The following is a 23,382-nucleotide window of genomic DNA, read 5'->3' as shown; positions in this document are numbered from 1 at the left end:
GCTCTTTCTAATGGAATCTCAGACCCTCCAGAACAATCAGTAGATTATTTAGATAAACCATCAAAAAAAGATCTAAAAGAAATTGGTGAGCTCTATAAGCAAATAAAGAAGTTAAAAACAAAAGATTTAGAAAAAGCAAGGAGTTTAGTTAAGCTTTTGCATAACAAACTTCAACCTGAATTGAATAAAAAATTACAATACCTAAATGATCGACATAGCTATGACTATTACGATCTAAGTCGAAGCAAAACTTTACAAAAAGCAAGGATACACGATATAGATAGTAAAAATATACTTATAACAAATAGCAAAGAACGTTTAACTCATAGAAGCTATAATCATAAAACATTTGACTTTGACATCCATACTAAAAATAAGAAGGAACTAAAGCAACTAGAAGAGAAGTACAATAAATCACTTGCTTCGTTGATTAAAAAATCAAGAAAGCAAGAAGTCCCTGGTTTGAATGAGCGTATTAAATGGACTATAGGACAACTACGTGATGTCCGTCTTCATCTTTATGTAGTAAGAAACGTGGATCGTGTTTCTAGTATTGACCTGCGCGAGTTTTGTGAAAAATATGCTCCAAGAATAGGGGAAAATCCGCAACGACTCTATCGGTCGTTTCAATTGACACTGGCAGATCATTTAAAAACGTCGGGGTCTAACTTAAGTGAAAGGCAATCTATTGATGAAGAATATCAAGAATTAAAGAAAGCGGATAGTGAAATAACCTGGAATGAATCGAAGAAGAAGATAAACGAACTCTGTTCTAAAATATTTCAGGTACTTGAACATAATGGCTTGATAGAAGCTAACGCCTATAAGTACCAAAATGACTTAGAAAATAATAGTCCTATCTATAAGCTATTTGAAAAAGAGATTGAAGAGATCAAAAAGACTACATTAGAAAATGCTGTTCCTGAAATTTCAAAAGAACGAAGTGAGTATGTAGAATTAGGAATAAAAGATTTGAGGAAAACAAAAGAGAAATTATATGATGAGATTATTACGGCGTATCGAAACGGGTATGTAGACACTCCAAGCTTTAAAGAAAATTTACGAGATTTACTAGAAGTTCGTTACCAAATTGCAATGAAAAAAGGGGTGAAACGAAATGTTTTTAGCCTAATGACAAAAGCGGAAAATTCAGTAGCAACAAAAAGCTATAATTATTACGATCTCAGCACAAGCAATACGTTAAAAAAAGCAGGTATACATAACATAGATAGTAAGATGATTCTCAGTAAGGAAAATGAATACACATTAAATGAACAAGATCAAGAATATCTTACAAAAAATGAGCAAGAATTGGAACAAGAATTAGCTGATTTGAAAAATCTGAAGAATACACTTGATAAACAATCAAGTGAACAAACAGATCCCCGGCTGAAAAAGCAAATGGAAGTGGGATTAGCTGAATTAACAGCTCAAATAGAGGACACTTCTCTTCATCATCGTGTATTGCGAGATATAAACGAATTTGTTGGTATTGACCTCCAAGAGTTTTGTGAAAAATATGCTCGAAGAGTAGGGGAAGATCCACAAAAATTACATTATATGTTTCAAAAAAAAGCAGTAGAAAAATTAAAAACGTATAATGGAAATGTTGAAGAAACAAAGTCAGAATTAAAATTTGTTGCTGAGAGCTACGAGAGCATAAAACAGGATGATAAAAAAAAATACTGGAAGAAAGCGAATAGGGAGATAAACACCCTTATTTCAAAAATAAACAATGTATATGAAACGGATGAGTTAATCGAAAGTCAACACTTACAGGAACCACGATTATCTGTGGAAGAAGGACAATCAAGTAGAAGTAGTTTCGATCAATCCGCTCGTAGCTCTCAAGCCGGCTCCGAATTTTCAATTAGTAGTAGTTTATTGGATAAAGAAAATGATGCAACTCCAGAAGAAACAAATTTATATCTAGAAGCGAGAAATACTACATTAGCTAGTGAGATAAAAGGAGCAACAGACGGTTTAGGCAAACCCGCTTGTAACTTTAAAACTGGCTCCAATACTTCAAACCAGAGTAATTTAACAGATAAAGAGATTAATCCAAATCCAGAAGTAACACAGCTTAGTGGAAACAGCAAGGAAGAAGGAAAAACAGGCAGTTTAGATCAACTTACCTCTCAAACAAAAAAAACATCTTTGTTTAGAGCTACATATGCGAATATCAGAGACTTGCAAGACAACTTAATATATCAAAAAAAAGCTAGACAATTAAGTAATGAAGAGGGGAATAATGGCAAGTTTAATAACGGAGAAGTGGAGAATGGAAAGGTAGATAACGGTAGGTTGAGTAATGGTCAGAAAAAAGAACTGAGAGTAATTTTAGGAGACTGTGGCACACAGGTGGTCAAAATAGATTCGCAGTCTGAAAGACCTACAGCATCTCCAAATCTTGTAAGCCGGGTAAATAATCCTAAGGGCGCCGTTGGGTACGACAGATAAGTAATCAATAAACCAGAACATTTAACTTTTTAACTTCGTTGAGGAATGATCAGAAATTGATGTTGGTTATGAGAGATAGAATAATTGGGACAGAAAGAAGAAAAGTTTCTTTCTGTCTTTTTTTATTTGGTAGGTTTTGCCATAACGGAACATGTTTTGTAGGTTGAAATAATAAAAATAAGCGATTGGGTCCTTGACAATTCACACTCTCTTTCCGGAGGTGCGAATTTAAATAAGGGCAGTTCATCTAATCAACAGGGTGATGTTCAACGCTTAAGAGAGCTTTTGGAGAAAAGGCATGAATCAAGTTCGAGTCTGCAATCAACGTCAAGGATTGCAGGCTCCACAAGTCCTGTAAGGAAGATAACAGAACATAATGAAATTACTGAATACGGTAGTAGATAAGTAATCAGAACTATAAGAGTCATCAACGTAAAAATCAGCGCCATCATTTCAATTTTAGAAATGATGGCGCTGAGTGGATCATTAACTATGTTTATATCGCTTATTTACTTTGGGCTCTTTCTTTTGATACCACACATATAGGATAAAAAGTCCGATACAAAGAACGAACAAAATCGATCCGATGATAAAACCTTGAGGTAAATAACTAAAAGTGACGGTATGTTTGCCTGCAGGTAGTTTGATCATTACAAAGGCATCTTTGAAGTTTTCGACTTTGACTGCCTTTCCATCGATTTTTGCGGACCAACCAGCATCATAAGGGATCGTTGTGACTAACATTCTTTCTTCGGATGTGTTGACAGTACCAGTGGCTGTTCGGCCGGTCGTTTTCATAGCAACACCATTTTCTTTGATTTGGTTCATTGCTGCTTGATAAGCAACAACATCAAGTCCAAGAACTTTAGGTTCCATAAAGCTAACCTCTTTTGTGCCATAAAAACTAGCAGAGAAAGTAACTGTTGTGTCTTGAGGATAATATCCTAGATCATAATATTGTCCAGAAATACTGATCTGAGTCTTTCGTGACACACCGTTGACAGTAATCGTGGCGGTAGAACTTTCTAATTGGGCATAGTTAGTAGGGAACAAACTTAGATAAGCTTGTGTGTTTGCTGGTACACGCACTTCCCAAGTGAGCGTTTTGGGCTGGTTATTCGTGGTTTCAGAATAAGTCACCCCGGTAGACGTCTTGTTTACTGTGACGTTTTGTTGGCTTTTCAAAGTTGGTGTGTAGAAAGTAAAATACCGCTCATTTAAATCAGCCAGCCGATTGATCAAATTGGTTTGACTCGTGAGATTGTCAGTTAATGGTTGTTCCACGTGATTAATATCTAATGGTGCTGTAAAAGCTAGCGGTAAAGCATTTAGGTTTTTATAGAGTGTATAGTCACCGCTCTGACTTTCTTTCACAAAGCCATATTTGCTAAAGCTGCTGTCGTTTTTAGCAATATTATATTTTATTCCTGTAAACCCATCCATCAATAACGTATTGTTTGCGTAGCGGATATTAAGATTTGTTCCTCTTGAACGAAAGCCTAACGAATCTAGATAAGCAGAAGAGTTCCTGTTTCTAATAGAAGAAAACAAACTGATACCACTATAGCCATAGTTAATGGAATCATTAGGAGAAATCGGATCAAGATTTTCTAATCGATAAAAAGTATCCGATTCTTTTTTTGTCTGATCAACAAGTGACTTGATGCTAGGAGCAGGATCAGTATATAAGCTTCGTGAAGCATAATTCCAATCGTCTAATATCCCATGAATCATACTATTCGTATTGACACTTGCTTCTCCTGTCATCAGTAACAGTAACAATAAGCTAAGGTATTTAACGGGCTGTTTTGGTTGCTGGAAAAAGCCAATTGTTAACGCGTAAAGACTCAAGAAAACAATCGTTAAGACAAACGATGTCGTTGTAATATAAGAGTAACTATTATTAGGCTTAAGGCCCCATGCGATAGCAAAAACTGCTGCTAAAATGATGATGATACTTAGGAGTAAGCCTTGATCCTCTTTAGTTATTCGTTCCCATCCTTTGGCCGCTAACAAAAGGACGAGAAAAGAAAACAAATAGGAATAGCGGAACAAAAACATATTTGGCGCATGCATACCATGCCAAAAGAGGTTGAGTGGTACAAGATAGAAACTAGCAATCAATAAAGCAAATAAACTACCATACAAAAGTTTGTTCTTTAAGTTGATTTTTCGACTAGCAAAATAAAATAGACATAAAACTAATGGAAACAAACCAGCATAAATAAAAGGAATGGAGCCATATTTGGTTGTGTCATAGACACCGATCATGTTTTTCATGATGATATCCAAATATGAGGTAGCTTCGGTTTTTAGTGTAGTGATCTGTGTTAATGTTTCGCCATTTGATCGGAGATCCAAGACTGCTGGAAGAATAATGATCATTGATGCTCCACCAGCTAATAAGGAAGTAATCCCATAAGGTACAATCGATTTTTTGTAGAGTGACCATTTTGTAAACAGCCTTGCCATAAAATAAAGAAAAGAAAAAATACCGATCATAAAGCCCATATAAAAACTGGATAAAAAGAGCAATAAGTAACTAACAAATAATAATGTTGGTCGTTTATAATCCATGACCCGATGGATACCCAAAATAATAAGTGGAAGATAAATAAACGCATCCAACCACATAATGATCTCAGAATGAGCGGTAATGAAAGAGATCGAAGCATAGCTAACACTTAAAGCCACTTGTCCCCAACGTGGAATTTTATACGTCCGCGCAAGGAACCAAAAAGATAATCCAGCAAACCCAACTTTAAGCAGAGTTAGAAAATATAAAGCATCAGGCATCATATTATTAGGAAACAAAAGAACAAGCGGAGTAAATAATCCGCCTAAGTAATATGAAATTAAAGATAAATAATTCAGACCTAATGAGGCGTTCCAAGTATAAAAAATACTTTGCTTTCCTAATAACATGTTCCGAAAGCTTGCATGGAAATTTGAAAATTGAGAAAATGCATCACTTGCAAGAATGCTTCGGCTACTTCCTGGATAAATTCCGATACTTAAGTAAACTAACGCAAGTATCAAAAAAGGGATCAGAAAACTAGCAAAAGCATAACGACCATTTTCTTTAAAAAAAAGTTTGATTTTTGTTTTCATTGATTCATTCACCAAATTTCTATGAAATATGAAGTTATCTCTAGTTTATCATATTCATATTTTTAACTACATGAAAAGACTTGGCATTTCCAAAAAAATAAAAAAACAATAATAAATAACGTTTATTTTGAAAATAAAAGGCAAAAAAACTTATATAAACTGATTTTATAAATAATAAAATACCAGTTTTTAAAAGAATACATGTTTAATATTAAGGACTTGGCAAAACCTAAAAAGCCTACAAATGATCGTTCATCAAGATCATTTGTAGGCTTTTCAACTAACTTCTTTTATGAAAAGTAAGGCATTATAATAAAAATAAAAACCGTTCACGCACCGAACGGTTCAAACTTCATTCAATTAAACGCGTGCAACTTTTCCTGACTTCAAAGCACGAGTTGACACCCAAACTTTTTTAGGTTTTCCGTCGATCATAACGCGAACTTTTTGTAAGTTAGGTTTAACAGTACGTTTTGTTGAGTTCATCGCATGAGAACGATTGTTTCCACTTTTTGTCTTGCGACCAGTAAAGTAACAAACTTTTGCCATGTAATTTTCCCCCTTTACCTCGATTTGGAGCGATAGAATAATTCAGCTCATACCAGAATAACATATCATATGAAGGGGTAATATGCAAGTGTCTTTTCATAGCAAGAATTGACAATCCATGGGAATAATTGTAAATTATACAGGACTAATTTTAAAATTTTCAGCGGTTTTTGAGTACTTTAGGGTAACTGCCTTTTATTTCGGGTGACGCTATGATAAAATATGATAGAAGAAAAATGGGAGTATTTTGCCCGTTAAGGAGGCTCATTCATGGCTGTAAAAATTCAAACGTCAGCTGGAACCATTGAAATTACCAATGATGTGATTGCAACAGTTGTTGGTGGCGCCGCAACAGATGTGTTCGGTGTTGTAGGAATGGCCAGCAAGAACCAAATAAAAGATAATATTACTGAAATTCTACGAAAAGAAAATTATTCTCGAGGAGTAGTTGTTCGCCAAGAAGCTAATGGTATCGCAGTAGATGTTTATACGATCATTAGTTATGGTACAAAAATTTCAGAAGTTTCTCGCAATGTCCAAGAAAAAGTAAAATACAACTTGGAGACATTACTAGGTGTAACAGCCAATTCTGTTAATGTTTTCGTCCAAGGTGTTCGTGTACTGCCAGACTAGGCAGAAGGCTTGCTGAATGATTCAGCAGTCGATCTGAAGGAGGATTATCTAGGTGAGTGTAACAGAAATCAGTGCAAGCCAATTCCAGGAAATGGTTCAGGCGGGCGCGAATCGTCTGCAAGTAAATGCAGAATATGTCAATTCGTTAAATGTATTCCCAGTTCCTGATGGAGATACAGGTACCAATATGAATTTATCTATGACAAGTGGAGCTAAAGCAGTTGCTGATTCTACTTCTGAAAAAGTAGGCGAGTTAGCAGCAATGTTATCAAAAGGCCTACTAATGGGAGCCAGAGGAAATTCAGGAGTTATTTTGTCTCAATTATTCCGAGGCTTTTCAAAGCAAATACCTGACGTGACAGTGTTAAACGCTGCAGATTTAGCTGCGGCTTTTACGCATGGCGTTGAGACAGCTTATAAAGCAGTCATGAAGCCTGTTGAAGGAACCATTTTGACAGTAGCCCGTGAAGCTGCAAAAGCTGGAGAAAAGAAAGCTAAAACAAGTGACGACGTTGTTGAAGTGATGACGGCTGTGGTAAAAGGTGGGAAACGTGCCTTAGCGAAAACACCTGATTTGTTACCAGTGTTAAAAGAAGTCGGTGTCGTCGATAGTGGCGGTCAAGGTTTGCTATTTGTATATGAAGGCTTCTTAAGTGCCTTGAATGGTGAGTTCAAAATGACAGAAGTCTATGAACCATCACCAGCTGAAATGGATGAAATGGTCAATGCTGAGCATCATCGCAGTGTCCAAGGTCAATTAGCAACAGAAGATATCCATTATGGTTACTGTACAGAAATTATGGTAAAAATCGGTGAAGGGCCAACCGTCGATAGCCAATTTGACTATGAAGAATTTCGTAATTACTTAGATGGAATCGGTGATTCATTATTGGTTGTTAATGATGATGAGATCATTAAGGTCCACGTGCATACCGAAAATCCAGGTGAAGTATTAAATTATGGACAAAAATTTGGTTCATTAGTAAAAATCAAAGTCGACAACATGCGTTTACAGCATGAAACGATTTTAGAACACGATGAGCAAGCGAAGCCACAAAAAGCAGCTCGTACACCTTATGGGATCGTAGCGATTGCAGCCGGTAAAGGAGTGCAAGAGTTATTTGAAAGTTTAGGAGCAAACTACGTCATTAGTGGTGGACAAACGATGAACCCAAGTACGGAAGATATCGTTAAAGCGATCAAGGAAGTCAATGCGGATAAAGTCATCGTATTACCAAACAATAAAAATATCTTCATGGCTGCGGATCAAGCGGCTGAAGTAGCAGATATCCCAGTAGCGGTCGTACCATCAAAAACGATCTCTCAAGGATTAACTGCGATGCTTTCATTTAATGATCAAGTATCGTTGGAAGAAAACAAAGCGACTATGACAGAAATGCTTGCAAGTGTCGTTAGTGGGCAGATTACTCATGCGATTCGTGACACAACCATTGATGGTGTGAAAATTACTGAGGGCGATTTCTTAGGGATGATTGATGGGAAAATCGTTATCTCAGATTCTGACATGATGGCAACTTCATTCGCTACCTTAGAAAAAATGATCACTGAAGAAACAGAAATTGTGACGATTTTAGCAGGTGAAGGTGGTTCGGTTCATCAAGCAGAAGAATTATCAGCTAAATTAGTTGAACAATATCCAGATTTAGAAATTGAAATTCATCAAGGCGATCAACCGGTTTATCCGTATTTATTCTCTGCAGAATAGAAAAGGACAATCCTTTTCGCCTGAACGAACGTTAAAAGAACGGGGGCTGTACCAGGTTGTTGGTGCAGCCCTATTTCTAAGGAATGGATTGATAGTGAAACATACGGTAAAGGAGGGTGAAATATGAGGTCTTTAAATGATCCAGTGACGATGTTAGCCGGTGTGGGAGCAAAAAGGGCGGATAGTCTTGCTAGTCTGGGAATCCAAACCATCGAAGACCTATTGACCTATTATCCTTTTCGCTATGAAGACATTCAAGAAAGAAATTTAAATGAAATACTTGATCAAGAAAAAGTGACTTTAAAAGGCCTGGTTGTTTCACCACCAGTAATGAGTCGCTTTGGCTACAAAAAGAATCGACTCCAATTTCGTATGATGCAGGATCATGCTGTTTTCAATGTTTCTTTTTTCAATCAACCATATTTGAAAGATAAAGTGATCTTATCCGAAGAAATTGCTGTCTATGGAAAATGGGATGCGAAACGGAAGTCATTAAATGGTATGAAAATTTTGGGTTCTCAAGCGGTGGATGATTTTTCTCCAATCTATCATGTCAATAAATCAATCCGTCAAACAACTTTAGTCGATTTGATTCGAAGAGGGTTCGAAGAGTATGGTGATTTGATCGAAGAGAATCTTCCCAATGGATTAGTTGAGAAATATCGACTGTTGGATCGGCCAACAGCTGTTAAGAGCATGCATTTTCCGAAAAATCATGAAGAAAACCATCAAGCAAAACGAAGAATTGTCTTTGAAGAATTCTTTTTATTTCAAATGCGACTTCAAGGGCTTAAAAAATCGGAAAAAGCAGAAACAAATGGCATTGAAATTTTATATGACATCCAGCGCTTGAAACAATTTATTCAAAAACTACCTTTTGAATTGACGGATGCCCAAAAAAGAGTCACGAATGAAATTTGTCGTGACTTAAGAAGTCCGCAACATATGCAACGCCTATTGCAAGGTGATGTAGGTAGCGGAAAGACGATTGTTGCAGCAATTGCCTTATATGCGGCGGTCACTGCAGGGTTTCAAGGCGCATTGATGGTACCAACTGAAATTTTGGCACAACAACACATGGAAAGCCTTCTTCAATTATTTGATGCGCAAGAAGTTAAACTTGCTCTGTTAACGGGTTCGACGAAAGCCAAAGAACGAAGAGAACTACTCGAATTGCTGGAACAAGGAGAAATCGATATCGTTGTCGGTACCCATGCGTTGATTCAAGAAGGAGTCGAATTTCAACACTTAGGTTTAGTTATTACGGATGAACAACATCGTTTTGGTGTGAATCAGCGAAAAGTACTCCGTGAAAAAGGCTGGCGTCCAGATGTTTTATTTATGACAGCCACACCAATTCCTCGGACTTTAGCGATTACTGCATACGGAGAAATGGATGTTTCGGTAATTGACGAACTTCCAGCTGGCCGGATTCCAATAGAGACGAGATGGGTTCGTACGCCACAATTAAATAGTGTGTTAGATTGGACATGGAAGGAACTGGCGAAAGGACATCAAATGTATGTCATTTGCCCGTTGATTGAAGAGTCAGAAGCATTAGACGTTAAAAACGCTGTTGAAATTTATGAAAAATTAAGTGCGCTTTTTGCGCCTCAGTATGAAGTCGGATTGTTACATGGTAAAATGAAGAACCAGGAAAAAGAAGCAATTATGGAAACATTTAAAGAAAACAAGATGCAAATCTTGGTTTCAACGACGGTCATCGAAGTGGGTGTAAATGTTCCGAATGCTACAGTCATGTTGATCATGGATGCTGATCGTTTTGGATTAGCACAGTTACATCAATTACGTGGACGTGTTGGACGTGGTAGTGATGCTTCTTATTGTGTATTGGTAGCTAATCCTAAAAATGAATTAGGGATTGAGCGAATGAAAATAATGACAGAAACGAACGATGGCTTTATTCTAAGTGAGAAAGATTTAGAGTTGCGTGGACCAGGAGAAGTATTTGGTTTTCGCCAATCAGGCTTACCGCAATTTGCAATTGCTGATCTTGTAACAGATAGTAATATATTAGAGGTAGCTCGTGATGAGGCACAAAAGCTATGGCAGTTAAAGGATTGGCAACTATTGCCAGAATACCAACATTTGGTCCGCAGTTTAGACTTGGAAAATCAAGATAATCGTTATTTTGATTAATAGACTGTGCTATACTTTATAGTGATGATAAAAAAGGAGTGGAAATAATGAAAATTGCCGTAGATGCAATGGGTGGAGATCACGCACCACAAGCCATTGTGGAAGGTGTGGCTTTAGCTCAAAAAGATTTCCCAGATGTGGAATTTATCCTTTATGGTAAGGAAAATGAAATAAGAAAATATCTAACAACAGAACACAATGTGACGATCATTCATACAGATGAAAAAATCGATAGTGATGATGAACCAGTTAAAGCCATTCGCCGTAAAAAGAATGCTTCGATGGTTTTGGCAGCACAAGCTGTCAAAAATGGTGAAGCAGACGCGATTTTTTCAGCGGGGAACACTGGCGCATTATTAGCAGCTGGACTCTTTATTGTTGGTCGTATCAAAAACATCGAACGCCCTGGTCTGATGTCTACTTTACCGGTAGTCGGTCAACCCAATGCAGGGTTTGATATGCTTGATCTAGGTGCAAATGCTGAAAATAAACCGGAACATTTATTACAATATGGCATCTTAGGCTCATTTTATGCAAGAAAAGTCCGAGGAATCGGTAGACCTCGAGTTGCTTTATTGAATAATGGGACGGAAGCAACAAAAGGAAGCGAATTAACTAAAAAAGCTTTCGAATTACTTCAAAATGAAACCAGTTTGAATTTTATTGGAAACGTTGAAGCGAGGGAACTATTGAACGGGGTAGCAGATGTTGTTGTAACCGATGGATTTACAGGCAATGCAGTATTGAAATCCATTGAGGGAACAGCAATGAATCTGATGGACCTTTTGAAAGCTGCCATTTTAAATGAAGGGTTTAAAGGAAAAATGGGCGCACTATTGTTGAAAGATGGGTTACGTTCATTAAAATCAGAAATGGATTATTCAAAACATGGCGGAGCAGTTCTTTTTGGATTAAAGGCACCAGTCATCAAAACTCACGGTGCGACTGGACCAGATGCAGTGAGACATACCATCAGACAAATCCACACTATGTTGGAAACCAATGTGGTAGGGCAGTTAGTTGAACAATTCGAAAAACCTGCAGAATAATGTTTCTGGTTGCTCGTCGACGACCCTATAGAAAAAAAGGTGGACAATCTTAGAAAATGTCAGTAAAATTAGCCTTGGTGAAGGAAATCGGCAATTTTGATAATTGTTGGAGGTGAAAACATTGTCACGTGAAGAAGTATTTAATAAAGTAGCGAAAATTATTTCAAATCATTTTGAAATTGATACAGATAAAGTAACTGATGAATTAAATATCAAAGATGACCTAAAAGCTGACTCAATCAGCATCATGGAATTTGTTTTGGAACTTGAAGATGAGTTTGGAACAGAAATTTCTGACGAAGATGCAGAACAAATTGAAACAGTTGGTGGGGCAGTTGACTACATCAGCAATCATCTTAACTAATCATCAGCATGAAAGTGAGTAAAGATCAATCGGATCTTTACTCACTTTTTTTTAATTTTTCAAGTGATTTATCTTTATTTTAAATAGATTTTTCTGACAATTCTGGCAACTGACTGAAATTTTCTTGCATTGTAGAGGGGTTTTATATATAATTATTAATAATATATTGCACTATCCTTAGAATAACGCTTATTATAAAACGTTTTATTCTGTGGGATATCATTTTTTATTAAGAAAACTTCCAACCAGGGAGCAGAGAGGGGTATTCGATTGTCAGATAATCAACTATTAGATGTTCAGAACCTACATACAGGCTTCCGTCTTAAAGATGAGTATTACGATGCAGTAGATGACGTTTCTTTTACATTAGATAAAAACGAGATCTTAGCAATCGTTGGAGAATCTGGTTGCGGGAAAAGTACATTAGCGACTACTATTATGGGGTTACTTGATCCAAACAACACAAAGATCACAGGCGAAATTTTATATAATGATTTAAACTTGATTGAATTGAATGAAACTTTGTATAACAAAATCCGCGGGAATGATATTGGGATGATTTTCCAAGATCCGTTATCTGCGTTAAACCCTTTGATGCGTATTGAAGATCAAATTAAGGAAGGGTTATCTTATCATACCAAGATGAACGCTGAACAACGGCAAGCTCGTGCCTTGGAATTGTTGGAGCAAGTTGGGATTCCTAATCCTGCCAGAGTCGGACGACAATATCCCCATGAATTATCTGGGGGGATGAGACAGCGGGTAATCATCGCCATTGCGATTGCGTGTAAGCCACCGATTGTTATTGCGGATGAGCCAACGACAGCGCTAGATGTAACGATTCAAGCGCAAATCCTTGATTTATTAAAAGACTTACAAGAAGAAACCAAAACAGGAATCATTCTGATCACGCATGACTTAGGTGTCGTGGCAGAAATGGCTGATCGGGTAGCGGTAATGTATGGCGGTCAATTTGTTGAAGTAGCTGGGGTCAAAGAACTTTTTGAAAATCCTAAACACCCTTATACCCGTTCATTGTTGAACTCTATTCCTCAAGAGGGGAACCATGAAGCTGAGCTCCATGTGATTGAAGGCGTTGTTCCTTCTTTGAAAAATATGCCACGAACTGGTTGTCGTTTTGCTCCTCGGATTCCTTGGATTCCAGCCAGTGATCACGAAGAAAACCCTGTCCTTCATGAAATTGCTCCGAATCATTTGGTTCGTTGCTCTTGCTACAAACATTTCCACTTTAGAGACGAAAAAGGAGAGGTGTAGATGACAGAATTAATTACAATCAGCGATTTGAAAGTACACTATCCTATTCGTAGTGGATTCTTTAATCGAGTAACGGATCATGTATATGCAGTAGATGGTGTCGACTTCATTATTGAAAAAGGAAAAACGTATGGCTTAGTCGGAGAATCTGGTTCTGGTAAATCAACGACAGGGAAAGCAGTCGTTGGATTAGAAAAAGTGACTTCAGGACAAATCATTTATGAAGGTAAAGATGTCACTAAAAAAAGTAACCGACAAAAAATTGGCTATAACAAAGATGTTCAAATGATCTTCCAAGACTCAATGTCCAGCTTGAATCCTAAAAAGCGAGTATTGGATATTATTGCAGAACCGATCCGTAACTTTGAACGTTTGAGTGATCAAGAGGAAAAGAAAAAAGTGAAAAATCTACTGGATATCGTAGGGATGCCGGAAGATGCGCTGTATAAATATCCACATGAGTTTTCAGGTGGACAGCGTCAACGTTTAGGGGTTGCACGTGCAGTTGCGACAAACCCAAAACTCATCGTAGCAGATGAACCAGTTTCTGCATTGGATTTATCCGTTCAGGCGCAAGTATTAAATTTCATGAAACGAATCCAACAAGAATTTGGTTTAAGTTATTTATTTATTTCTCATGACTTGGGAGTCGTGAAACATATGTGTGATAATATCGCAATTATGTATAAAGGTCGATTCGTTGAAATTGGTACACGAGAAGATATTTATAATGATCCACGTCATATCTATACGAAACGTTTACTGTCTGCTATCCCTCGGATCGATGTCGAAAATCGGGAGTTACACAAAGAGAATCGACGAAGAGTGGAACGTGAGTACATCCAAAATCAAAAGGAGTACTACGATGCAACTGGTCGAGTGTACGATCTCCGTACGATCACACCGACGCATAAAGTAGCGTTGAAAGATGGAGGTGCCAGCTAATGTGGAAAACGATATTACGACGTGTATTATTAATGATCCCACAAGTTATTATTCTTAGTATTTTGATCTTTATGTTGGCAAAAGCGATGCCTGGAGATCCTTTTACCGGGTTGATCAACCCCAACCAAGATCCAGCAGTCATCGAGCAAATGAGACAGGCAGCTGGTTTGAATGATCCTTGGTATGTCCAGTATTTCCGATGGATCGGGAATGCGTTACAAGGAGACTTCGGTCAAAGTTTCTTATACAAACGTTCAGTTTCTGATTTGATTGGTGAGCGTATCGTCAATACTCTTTACTTGTCGATCTTAACAGTTATCATTACTTATTTGATTGCTGTACCACTAGGTATGTTGGCGGGCAGATACCAAAACTCATTTTTGGATAAAGCTGTTGTAATCTACAATTTCTTTAGTTTTGCTGTTCCGTTATTTATCTTTGGATTGATTATGTTATTTGTATTTGGTTATCGTCTAGGTTGGTTCCCAACCAGCGGCTCCCAGACGTTAGGAATCCAAGGGGGCTTTTTCACCCAGTTGATTGATCGCATGAAATACATCATTTTACCATCGATCACTCAAGCCTTTTTAGCTACAGCTGTAACGATCCAGTATTTACGTAGCGAAGTCATTGATTCAAAATCTTTAGACTTTGTACGAACTGCCCGTTCAAAAGGGGTACCAACCAATAAAGTATTTAGTCGTCATATTTTCCGAAACGCGGCATTGCCGATGGCTTCACAAATGGGTTATGAAATTACTTCCTTGATTGCTGGTTCAGTAGTTATTGAAAAGATTTTTGGCTATCCAGGAGTCGGTAAATTGTTTATTGATTCGATCGGACAACGTGACTATACAGTTATTACCTCCTTAGTATTGATTTTAGGAATTGCGACGTTGATCGGAACCTTGCTTTCAGATATCATCATGAGCATTGTTGATCCACGTATCCGTATCCAATAAAATTCAATCAGAAAGGAGAAAAGACAAATGAGTGATAAAAAGAAAGACGTTGTGCAAGAAAGTATCCCGCCGATGGGGTTACGAATGATTGCCCGTGAATTTAAAAAAGATAAAATTGCCATTTTTTCATTAGGCTTACTCGTTATTTTATTGTTAGTTATCTTTATCGGTGCGTTATTTACAGACCAAGATAAAGTAATGTATGTCAGCATCTTTGATAAATATGCAGCTCCAGGTGCTATCTCTACCGAGGGGACAAAATTTATTTTAGGAGCAGATGAAGGTGGTCGGGATGTTTTAGGACAACTGATTATAGGTGCAAGAAACTCCGTCACCATTGGTTTTGCAATCACAGTCATCACTTCGATTATCGGGGTTGGACTAGGGATCATTTCTGGGTTTTATGGGGGGATCATCGATAACATTTTGATGCGTATCGTTGACTTCATTATGATTTTACCGATTATGTTGATTATTATCGTATTTGTATCGATTATCTCTAGATATAATGTTTGGTCGTTCATCTTCATTATGAGTGCATTTTATTGGGTTGCTAAAGCTCGATTATTCAGAAGTAAAACTTTATCAGAAGCAAGGCGTGATTATGTGAGTGCTTCAAAAACAATGGGAACAAGTGATTTTAAAATCATGTTCCGTGAAATCATGCCTAACTTAAGTTCATTGATCATTACCAACTTAACGATGAACTTTGCAGCAAATATTGGGATCGAGACCACTTTGACTTTCTTAGGGTTTGGCTTACCAGCAAATGTTCCTAGTTTAGGAACGCTAATCGGTTATGCCAGCAACGGTGAGGTTTTAGTGAATCGACAATGGATCTGGTTACCTGCGTCAATTCTAATTTTAGTATTGATGTTGAGTATAAACTATGTTGGACAAGCGTTTAAGCGTTCTGCCGATGCACGCCAACGATTAGGATAAAGAAGAAAGCAAAGGGGGAAATAAGGAATGAAGAAATCAATTTTAGGCGTTGTTACACTTTTTTCAGTAATGGCATTAGCTGCTTGTGGAAGCGGCGGAGGTTCTAACTCTTCTGGGAGTTCAGCAAATAACGGTGAGAAGAAGGAATTAACATTTCCAATCTCAACGAAAAATGATAAAGATGCAATAAAAGATGGCGAATTGGAGGCTGCAGTAGCAACCGATAGTCAATTCAAAGGATTGTTCCAATGGGAATTTTATCAAGATTCTTACGATGCAGCATTTATGGCACCTTCTCATGAAGCACTATTTACAAATGATGCGGACTTCAAGATCACAAATGATGGTGCAGCGAGTTTAGATTTAGACCAAGAGACGAAAAAAGCAACGATCAAAGTAAAAGACAATGTAAAATGGTCAGATGGTAAAGATGTAACCGCAGATGACGTGATTTTCCCTTATGAAATTATCGGTAACAAGGATTATACAGGTATCCGTTATGATGATAACTTCCGAAACATCGTTGGGATGGAAGAATACCATAGCGGTAGCGCTCCGACAATCTCAGGTATCAAAAAAGTGGACAATAAGACAGTTGAAATCGAATATAAAAAAGTGGAACCAAGTATGCTTCAATCAGGTGGTGGGATTTGGGCATATGCAGCTCCAAAACACACAATTGAAGGTGTAGCAATCAAAGACATGGAATCAAGTGATCAAGTACGTAAAAATCCAGTGACTTTTGGTCCATATTACATGAGTAATATCGTTGCAGGAGAATCAGTAGAGTATCTACCAAATGAATATTACTGGAATGGCAAACCACAATTGAAAAAAATCACGATGAAATCATTGCCGATTGCTAGTGCAACAGAAGCTTTGAACTCAAAACTTTATGACATGATTTTCCAAATGCCTACAGATACGTATGACACATATAAAGATGTCTCAGGTTACACAAACTTAGGACGTGAACAAACATCATACACTTACTTAGGCTTCAAATTAGGTAAATGGAATGCTGAAAAGAGCAGTGTTGAATACGATCCAAATTCTAAAATGGCAGATAAATCATTGCGACAAGCAATGGGTTATGCATTAGATAACGATGCAGTAGGGGAACGTTTCTATGCAGGGTTAAGAAGCAATGCTACTTCATTGATTCCTCCTGTATTTGAATCATTCCACGATGACGATCTAAAAGGATTTACGCAAGATATCGATAAAGCAAACAAATTATTGGATGATGCTGGCTATAAAGATGTAGATGGTGATGGGTTACGTGAAGATAAAGACGGAAATAAATTAACGATCAACTTTGCTTCAATGTCAGGTGGCGAAACAGCGCAACCATTATCTGATTACTATGTGCAACAATGGAAAAAAATCGGCTTAGATGTGAAATACACGACTGGACGTTTAATCGAATTTAACTCATTCTACGATAAATTAGAAAATGACGATCCTGAAATTGATGTATATCAAGCAGCTTGGAGTACAGGAACTGATCCAAATCCAAACGGACTATGGGGACCAAATGCAGCATTCAACTACACTCGTTTTGAATCAGAAGAAAATACGAAATTGATCAATGATATCAATTCAAGTGAAGCATTTGATGCAGATTACCAAAAAGAAGCATATAAAAAATGGCAAGCATATGCATTTGAAGAAGCTTTCGCAATTCCAACATTGTTCCGTAATGAAGTACTACCAGTGAGCGATCGTACTAAAGATTGGGATTGGTCATATGATGCACCAAATCCATGGGCGAAAGTAACGGTAACAGCAGAATCACGTTCTTAAAATAAGGACATACATGCCGTTTAGCGAAAGTAATGAATGAATCTGGCAATGAGAAAGACCTCCCAAACACGGAAACGGTTTGGGAGGTCTTTTCGTATAGCTGGCAACTTTTGAATACTATTTATCAAATCAATCAAATGATCAGCTAATAAATTCTTTAATCGAAAAAATCATTGGATCCTTGAGGTTTATTAAACCTTTACTTACCTTTTGTCGGAACCATTTCAAATTTAGACAAAAACCAGTATAATAAGGAAGTATTGAAAAAATATCCATAAAGGAATGTGAAAAATGGACAATCAGCTGACAAATGAATTAAAAGAAAAGTATACTATCGTTTTTCACGATCTCAATCTACTTGAACAAGCTTTTACCCATTCATCCTATGTGAATGAGCATCGCAACCTTCAACTATCAGATAACGAACGATTAGAATTTTTAGGAGATGCCGTATTAGAATTAATGGTTTCAGAATATTTATATCGTTTATATCCAGATATCCCAGAAGGTAAACTAACAAAGACACGTGCGGCGATCGTTCGTGAAGATAGTTTATCCAAGTTTGCCAAAGAATGTGGATTTGATAAATATATCATGTTAGGTAAAGGAGAAGAAAATTCTGGGGGAAGAACCAGACCAGCTCTTCTTTGTGACTTATTTGAAGCCTTTCTAGGTGCTTTGTACCTTGATCAAGGGTTTGAAGCAGCCCATGCCTTTCTTCAAACAGTTGTCTTTCCAAAAGTCAAAGCAGGTGCTTTTTCACATGAGATGGATCATAAAACGAAGTTGCAAGAAGTGTTGCAAAAATCAGGTGATGTATTTATTGAATACCGATTAATAAAAGAGGAAGGTCCGGCACATGAACGGATTTTTTGGATCGAAGTCTATGTAGATGACAAGTTGATTGGGACTGGGCAAGGAAAATCGAAAAAACTAGCAGAACAAGCTGCTGCAGAAAATGCACTGGCAGCACTGTAAAAGTAAGTGAGGGAACGCTTCGTGTATTTAAAACGAATTGAAATAGCTGGATTTAAATCCTTTGCAGATAAAACAGTGATTGATTTTGAAAATAGTGTGACAGCCGTCGTTGGACCAAATGGGAGTGGCAAAAGTAATATCACTGAAGCAATCCGCTGGGTTTTAGGCGAGCAATCTGCTAAGAGCCTTCGAGGTGGGAAAATGCCCGATATTATTTTCGCTGGTTCAGACTCTCGTAAGCCTTTGAATGTGGCAGAAGTTACAGTACTTTTGGATAATACCGATCATTATTTACCATTGGATTATCAAGAAATCAGCGTGACTCGTCGCTATCGACGAACAGGCGAAAGTGATTTTTTTATCAATAAACAACCTTGTCGATTGAAAGACATCCAAGAACTGTTCTTAGATTCAGGTTTAGGAAAAGAATCGTTTTCGATCATTTCACAAGGGAAAGTAGAAGCAATTTTTAGTAGTAAGCCAGAAGACCGTCGGGGAATATTTGAAGAAGCAGCAGGTGTATTAAAATATAAACAACGCAAGAAAAAAGCGGAACAAAAGTTATTTGAAACAGAAGATAATCTTAGTCGAGTGCAAGACATTATTTACGAGTTGCAAGAGCAATTAACACCTCTAGCTGAGCAAAGTGAAATCGCTAAGAAATTTTTGCAGCTAAAAGAAGAATTAACCCAAACCGATATAGCGTTGATGATTACGGAGATCAACGTAGCGAAAAAAGAGTGGGAAGAAAAACAAACTCAGCTGACACAATTCAATCAAGAGCTGACAATATTAGCGACACATATCCAATCGCAAGAAGCCGTGCTATCAGAAAAAAGAAAGCAAAACGCCAAAAAAGACCGTCAAATTGAAAAAGGTCAACAAAGTCTGTTGGCATTGTCTGAAAGATTAAAACAAGCAGAAGGGCAAAAAGATGTCTTAATAGAGCGGACAAAGCATACACAAAAGAGTACGCAAGAATATCAGGCTTCTTTGGCCGAGGCGCAAAAGAAAGTAGCGCATTTTGAGGAACTTCAGGAAAAATTGACAAAAGAAACAACTGAAAAAGAATCAGAAATCCAAGAAGCACAACAACAGTTGATGAAGACTCAACAAGAATTGGAAAAATATCAAAAATCAACGAAGGAATTATTATCTGAATTACGAGATCAATATGTTGATTTGATGCAAGAACAAGCGAATGTCGGAAATGAATTGAAATATCTTGAACGTCAATATTTACAAGAAACGTCCAAAAGTAAACAAACATTAGCGAAGCAATCAGAAGTAGAAGCCTCTGTCTTGGCGTTATCCTCTCAAAAACAGGAACTATCTGAAAAACAAGCAAATCTTCAACAAGCTTTAGTTAAGAACCAACATGAGTTGGAAGAAGTTCAAACAAAAGGGAAAACAGTACAAACTAAATTAACCAATGAACAACCTAAAATGTACCAATTGATGAACCAAGTCCAACAATTAAAGGCACGCCAAAAAAGTTTACAAGAAATCCAAGAAAACTATTTTGGTTTCTACCAGGGCGTTCGGTTAGTTTTACAACATAAACAACAATTATCTGGTATCGTAGGTGCAGTCGCTGAGTTGATTGATGTACCTAGCTCTTTTACCCTTGCAATCGAAACAGCTCTAGGTGGAGCAGCGCAACACGTCATTGTTGAAAACGAACACGATGCACGTCAAGCAATCACTTATTTGAAAAAGCAAAGAGGGGGTAGAGCGACCTTTTTACCGTTAACAACGATTAAACCTAGACAGTTACCTGCGCACGTTCTTTCGCAAGCAGCAGCGGTAGATGGGTTTTTAGGTATTGCAAGTGAACAGGTGACATTCCCTGCAGAAATTCAAACCGTGGTCCACAATTTATTGGGAACGATCTTATTAGCGAAGGATCTAACTAGTGCCAATGCTATTGCTCAGACCATACGATACCAATACCGAGTAGTGTCTCTGGAAGGAGACGTGATGAATGCTGGTGGTTCCATGACGGGTGGAGCAAATAAACGGGGGAATCAAGGCAGTCTCTTCTCTCAAAATCAAGAATTGAAACAGCTGACAGCAGAATATGAACAAGCAGATCAGCAGTTGCAAAATCAAGAAAAAATTGTTCAAGAACTACAAACCAAAGTCGCTGACTTGAGCCAAAAACAAGAAAAATTGCGTACGCAAAATGAACAATTGCGGTTTGAAGAGCAGGAAATAACGAATCAACTGCAAAATATCACGAATGACTTAGCACGCTTTGAAAAAGAAAAGCAACTCTCAAACTTTGAAACGAGAGAATTGCAACAATTCATCGAAACATATCAAAAACAACAAGCAGAGTTAACGACAAGACAAAAGGAAATTGAACAACAACGACAACAAATCGATGAAGAGATCAAATCACTGAACCAAGAAAGTGATCAAATGGAAGAAAAACGATCACAAGTCCAAGCACGAAAAGCACAGGAACAAGCAGATTTAGCTGTCTTGAAAGAGCAATTCAATCATTTACAGATCCAATTACGTGGAGCACGTGTTCAAAAAAATGAAGCACTTGAACGTCAGACAAGTTTAGAGCAACAATTAGCAACATTGACTGCAGATTTTTCTGATCATGAAATCACTGAAGAAAGTTTAGCGAGCCAAATCACGGAACTTGCGCAACAGCGTGAAGAACTGCAAGCAGAACTAGTGGCAGTGAAGGAACAACGAGAACGTACGCAAAAAGAAATCGATCAGCTTGAAACAGTACTTGCTGAAAAAAACCAACAACAAAAGCAACAGCTAACAGAACAATCGAAACTGGAAGTGCAAAAAGACCGTGCAGAAATGTTGTTGGATCATCAGCTGAGCTATTTGCAAACGGAATACCAAATCAGCTTTGAAAAAGCTGTCACTGATTACCAGCCAACTTCCGATATTGTAAGTAGTCGCACGAAAGTAGCAGTCTTAAAAGAGCAGATCGCAGACCTTGGACCAGTGAATATCCGTTCGATTGAGCAATTTGAGCAAGTGAATGAACGACATACGTTTTTAGCCACACAACGTGATGATTTGTTATCTGCAAAGAACCAATTGTTTGAAACAATGGAAGAAATGGATGCTGAAGTACGGGCTCGCTTTAAAGAAGTCTTTGAAGCAATCAGGCAAGAGTTTAAAGTAGTCTTTCCTAATATGTTTGGTGGTGGTCGCGCAGAATTGGTATTGACTGACCCATCGGATCTATTAAAAACAGGGATTGAAATCGAAGTGCAACCACCAGGCAAGAAATTACAAAGTCTGAGCTTGCTTTCTGGAGGGGAAAGAGCATTAACTGCTATCGCCTTGCTGTTTTCAATCATCCGAGTTTGTCCTGTTCCATTTTGTATTTTAGACGAAGTAGAAGCTGCGTTAGATGAAGCAAATGTGAAAAGATTCGGACGTTATTTAAGTGATTTCCAAGATGACACTCAATTCATCGTGGTCACACACCGAAAAGGTACCATGGTAGCTGCCGATGTTTTATATGGAGTAACCATGCAAGAATCAGGTGTTTCAAAAATTGTGTCTGTCCGCATGGAAGATATCAATGAAGAAGGAAAAATGGAAACGAAGGTGTAAGGAAATAAATGATTAAATTAATTGCGATCGACTTAGACGGTACATTATTGAATGAAGAAAAACAAATTTCAGATGAGAATAAGCAAGCTTTAGCGAAAGCAAAAGAAAAAGGTGTTAAGATCGTTTTATGTACTGGTCGTCCCTTAGCAGCAATGGCTCATTATTTGCAAGAGTTAGGATTAGTGGACGAAGGGGATTATAGCATCACCTTCAATGGTGGTCTTGTTCAAAAAAACGATACAGGAGAAATCATTGAGAAAAAAGTGATGGAAGTTGCTGATATCCATCGTTTATATGATCTTGCGCAAAAATTGGCATTGCCCCTAGATGTATTATCAGATCATGTGGTTTTACAATTACCGACTGCACTAGGGAAGAAATCTTTATACAACACATTAAATAAATTATTGCAATTTCAACCGGCAAATTTAGCAGATCTGACAGACGAGTTTGTGTTGAATAAAGCAGTTATTGCCTATCCGCAAGCGGAATTAGATCCTAAGATCAAAGAAATACCAGCCGAATTTCATGAACGTTATGAAATCATCAAGACCCGCAGTATGCTTTTAGAATTTATGCCAAAAGGTGTGACAAAAGCTTATGGTATTTCTTTACTAGCAAAAGATTTAGGTTTAGAACCAGCTGAGATCATGGCAATTGGGGATGAAGAAAATGACTTGCCGATGATTGAATACGCTGGAATGGGTGTTGCCATGGCAAATGCCGTCCCATTTGTTAAAGAAGCAGCGAATTATGTTACGTCAAGTAACTTAGAACATGGTGTAGCCAAAGTTATCGAAAAATTTGTTTTAGATTAGGGGG

General features: G+C 37.6%; 16 protein-coding genes. 14 read left to right on the top strand and 2 right to left on the bottom strand.

All coding sequences use genetic code 11. From position 1 onward, the window contains the following. Positions 1-156 precede the first annotated feature (156 nt). Entirely contained in the window at positions 157-2,460 is a 2,304-nt protein-coding gene (locus AB3H93_RS09170) for a hypothetical protein (protein WP_368020469.1), read from the top strand. Positions 2,461-2,946: 486 nt separating this feature from the next. On the opposite strand, the gene AB3H93_RS09165 is transcribed toward AB3H93_RS09170, so the two are convergent. Both AB3H93_RS09165 and rpmB read right to left on the bottom strand, forming a co-directional pair. Then, positions 2,947-5,571 carry a YfhO family protein gene (locus AB3H93_RS09165; protein ID WP_126344849.1) on the bottom strand — a complete coding sequence of 875 codons (2,625 nt, stop codon included), beginning with the start codon at positions 5,569-5,571 and terminating at the stop codon, positions 2,947-2,949. A 360-nt stretch (positions 5,572-5,931) separates the two neighbouring features. Further along, on the bottom strand, positions 5,932-6,120 hold the full coding sequence (gene rpmB / locus AB3H93_RS09160) for a 50S ribosomal protein L28 (protein ID WP_010720425.1): 189 nt from the start codon (positions 6,118-6,120) through the stop codon (positions 5,932-5,934). A gap of 270 nt (positions 6,121-6,390) precedes the next feature. Here rpmB and AB3H93_RS09155 point away from each other — a divergent pair, with 270 nt between their 5' ends. The 13 genes from AB3H93_RS09155 to AB3H93_RS09095 all read left to right on the top strand — a co-directional run bounded on the left by AB3H93_RS09155 (position 6,391) and on the right by AB3H93_RS09095 (position 23,378). Beyond that, on the top strand, positions 6,391-6,753 hold the full coding sequence (locus tag AB3H93_RS09155) for an Asp23/Gls24 family envelope stress response protein (RefSeq protein ID WP_010720424.1): 363 nt from the start codon (positions 6,391-6,393) through the stop codon (positions 6,751-6,753). A 52-nt stretch (positions 6,754-6,805) separates the two neighbouring features. Next, a complete protein-coding gene (locus tag AB3H93_RS09150) occupies positions 6,806-8,479 on the top strand; it encodes a DAK2 domain-containing protein (RefSeq protein WP_034698624.1) in 1,674 nt (557 codons plus the stop codon). A 123-nt stretch (positions 8,480-8,602) separates the two neighbouring features. Continuing rightward, positions 8,603-10,639: an ATP-dependent DNA helicase RecG gene (recG, locus tag AB3H93_RS09145; RefSeq protein WP_368020468.1), complete on the top strand. Its 2,037-nt coding sequence runs from the start codon at positions 8,603-8,605 to the stop codon at positions 10,637-10,639. A 47-nt stretch (positions 10,640-10,686) separates the two neighbouring features. Beyond that, positions 10,687-11,688 (top strand): phosphate acyltransferase PlsX, encoded by a 1,002-nt coding sequence (plsX, locus tag AB3H93_RS09140; RefSeq protein WP_010720421.1) that lies wholly within the window; start codon positions 10,687-10,689, stop codon positions 11,686-11,688. A 121-nt stretch (positions 11,689-11,809) separates the two neighbouring features. Continuing rightward, the gene (acpP, locus tag AB3H93_RS09135) at positions 11,810-12,052 is read left to right on the top strand and encodes an acyl carrier protein (RefSeq protein ID WP_010720420.1); all 243 of its coding nucleotides are present in this window, start codon (positions 11,810-11,812) and stop codon (positions 12,050-12,052) included. A gap of 270 nt (positions 12,053-12,322) precedes the next feature. Further along, positions 12,323-13,327 carry an ABC transporter ATP-binding protein gene (locus tag AB3H93_RS09130; RefSeq protein ID WP_010736807.1) on the top strand — a complete coding sequence of 335 codons (1,005 nt, stop codon included), beginning with the start codon at positions 12,323-12,325 and terminating at the stop codon, positions 13,325-13,327. Beyond that, positions 13,328-14,272 carry an ABC transporter ATP-binding protein gene (locus AB3H93_RS09125; RefSeq protein ID WP_010720418.1) on the top strand — a complete coding sequence of 315 codons (945 nt, stop codon included), beginning with the start codon at positions 13,328-13,330 and terminating at the stop codon, positions 14,270-14,272. Then, the gene (gene opp4B / locus AB3H93_RS09120) at positions 14,272-15,234 is read left to right on the top strand and encodes an oligopeptide ABC transporter permease (protein ID WP_010720417.1); all 963 of its coding nucleotides are present in this window, start codon (positions 14,272-14,274) and stop codon (positions 15,232-15,234) included. Before AB3H93_RS09125 ends, opp4B begins: the two co-directional genes overlap by 1 nt. Positions 15,235-15,261: 27 nt before the next feature. Next, positions 15,262-16,176, top strand: a complete 915-nt coding sequence (locus tag AB3H93_RS09115) for an ABC transporter permease (RefSeq protein ID WP_010720416.1) — start codon at positions 15,262-15,264, stop codon at positions 16,174-16,176. 27 nt (positions 16,177-16,203) lie between these two features. Continuing rightward, on the top strand, positions 16,204-17,982 hold the full coding sequence (locus AB3H93_RS09110; RefSeq protein WP_368020467.1) for an oligopeptide ABC transporter substrate-binding protein: 1,779 nt from the start codon (positions 16,204-16,206) through the stop codon (positions 17,980-17,982). A gap of 291 nt (positions 17,983-18,273) precedes the next feature. Beyond that, positions 18,274-18,960, top strand: a complete 687-nt coding sequence (gene rnc, locus AB3H93_RS09105; protein WP_010720414.1) for a ribonuclease III — start codon at positions 18,274-18,276, stop codon at positions 18,958-18,960. 21 nt (positions 18,961-18,981) lie between these two features. Beyond that, a complete protein-coding gene (gene smc, locus AB3H93_RS09100) occupies positions 18,982-22,560 on the top strand; it encodes a chromosome segregation protein SMC (protein WP_368020466.1) in 3,579 nt (1,192 codons plus the stop codon). Positions 22,561-22,568: 8 nt separating this feature from the next. Beyond that, on the top strand, positions 22,569-23,378 hold the full coding sequence (locus tag AB3H93_RS09095) for a Cof-type HAD-IIB family hydrolase (protein WP_228197280.1): 810 nt from the start codon (positions 22,569-22,571) through the stop codon (positions 23,376-23,378). The last annotated feature ends 4 nt before the right edge of the window (positions 23,379-23,382 follow it).

Source organism: Enterococcus sp. C74 (genome assembly GCF_040887125.1).
Lineage (GTDB): Bacteria > Bacillota > Bacilli > Lactobacillales > Enterococcaceae > Enterococcus_B > Enterococcus_B hirae.
This window is presented reverse-complemented; position numbering and strand designations above follow the sequence as displayed.

Excerpts from the sequence above, each read along its gene's own strand:
- AB3H93_RS09155 (WP_010720424.1), top strand. The coding sequence starts at position 6,391 with ATGGCTGTAAAAATTCAAACGTCAGCTGGAACCATTGAAATTACCAAT.
- AB3H93_RS09125 (WP_010720418.1), top strand. The coding sequence starts at position 13,328 with ATGACAGAATTAATTACAATCAGCGATTTGAAAGTACACTATCCTATT.
- rpmB (WP_010720425.1), bottom strand. The coding sequence starts at position 6,120 with ATGGCAAAAGTTTGTTACTTTACTGGTCGCAAGACAAAAAGTGGAAAC.
- AB3H93_RS09110 (WP_368020467.1), top strand. The coding sequence starts at position 16,204 with ATGAAGAAATCAATTTTAGGCGTTGTTACACTTTTTTCAGTAATGGCA.
- recG (WP_368020468.1), top strand. The coding sequence starts at position 8,603 with ATGAGGTCTTTAAATGATCCAGTGACGATGTTAGCCGGTGTGGGAGCA.
- plsX (WP_010720421.1), top strand. The coding sequence starts at position 10,687 with ATGAAAATTGCCGTAGATGCAATGGGTGGAGATCACGCACCACAAGCC.
- AB3H93_RS09165 (WP_126344849.1), bottom strand. The coding sequence starts at position 5,571 with ATGAAAACAAAAATCAAACTTTTTTTTAAAGAAAATGGTCGTTATGCT.
- opp4B (WP_010720417.1), top strand. The coding sequence starts at position 14,272 with ATGTGGAAAACGATATTACGACGTGTATTATTAATGATCCCACAAGTT.
- rnc (WP_010720414.1), top strand. The coding sequence starts at position 18,274 with ATGGACAATCAGCTGACAAATGAATTAAAAGAAAAGTATACTATCGTT.
- AB3H93_RS09115 (WP_010720416.1), top strand. The coding sequence starts at position 15,262 with ATGAGTGATAAAAAGAAAGACGTTGTGCAAGAAAGTATCCCGCCGATG.
- AB3H93_RS09095 (WP_228197280.1), top strand. The coding sequence starts at position 22,569 with ATGATTAAATTAATTGCGATCGACTTAGACGGTACATTATTGAATGAA.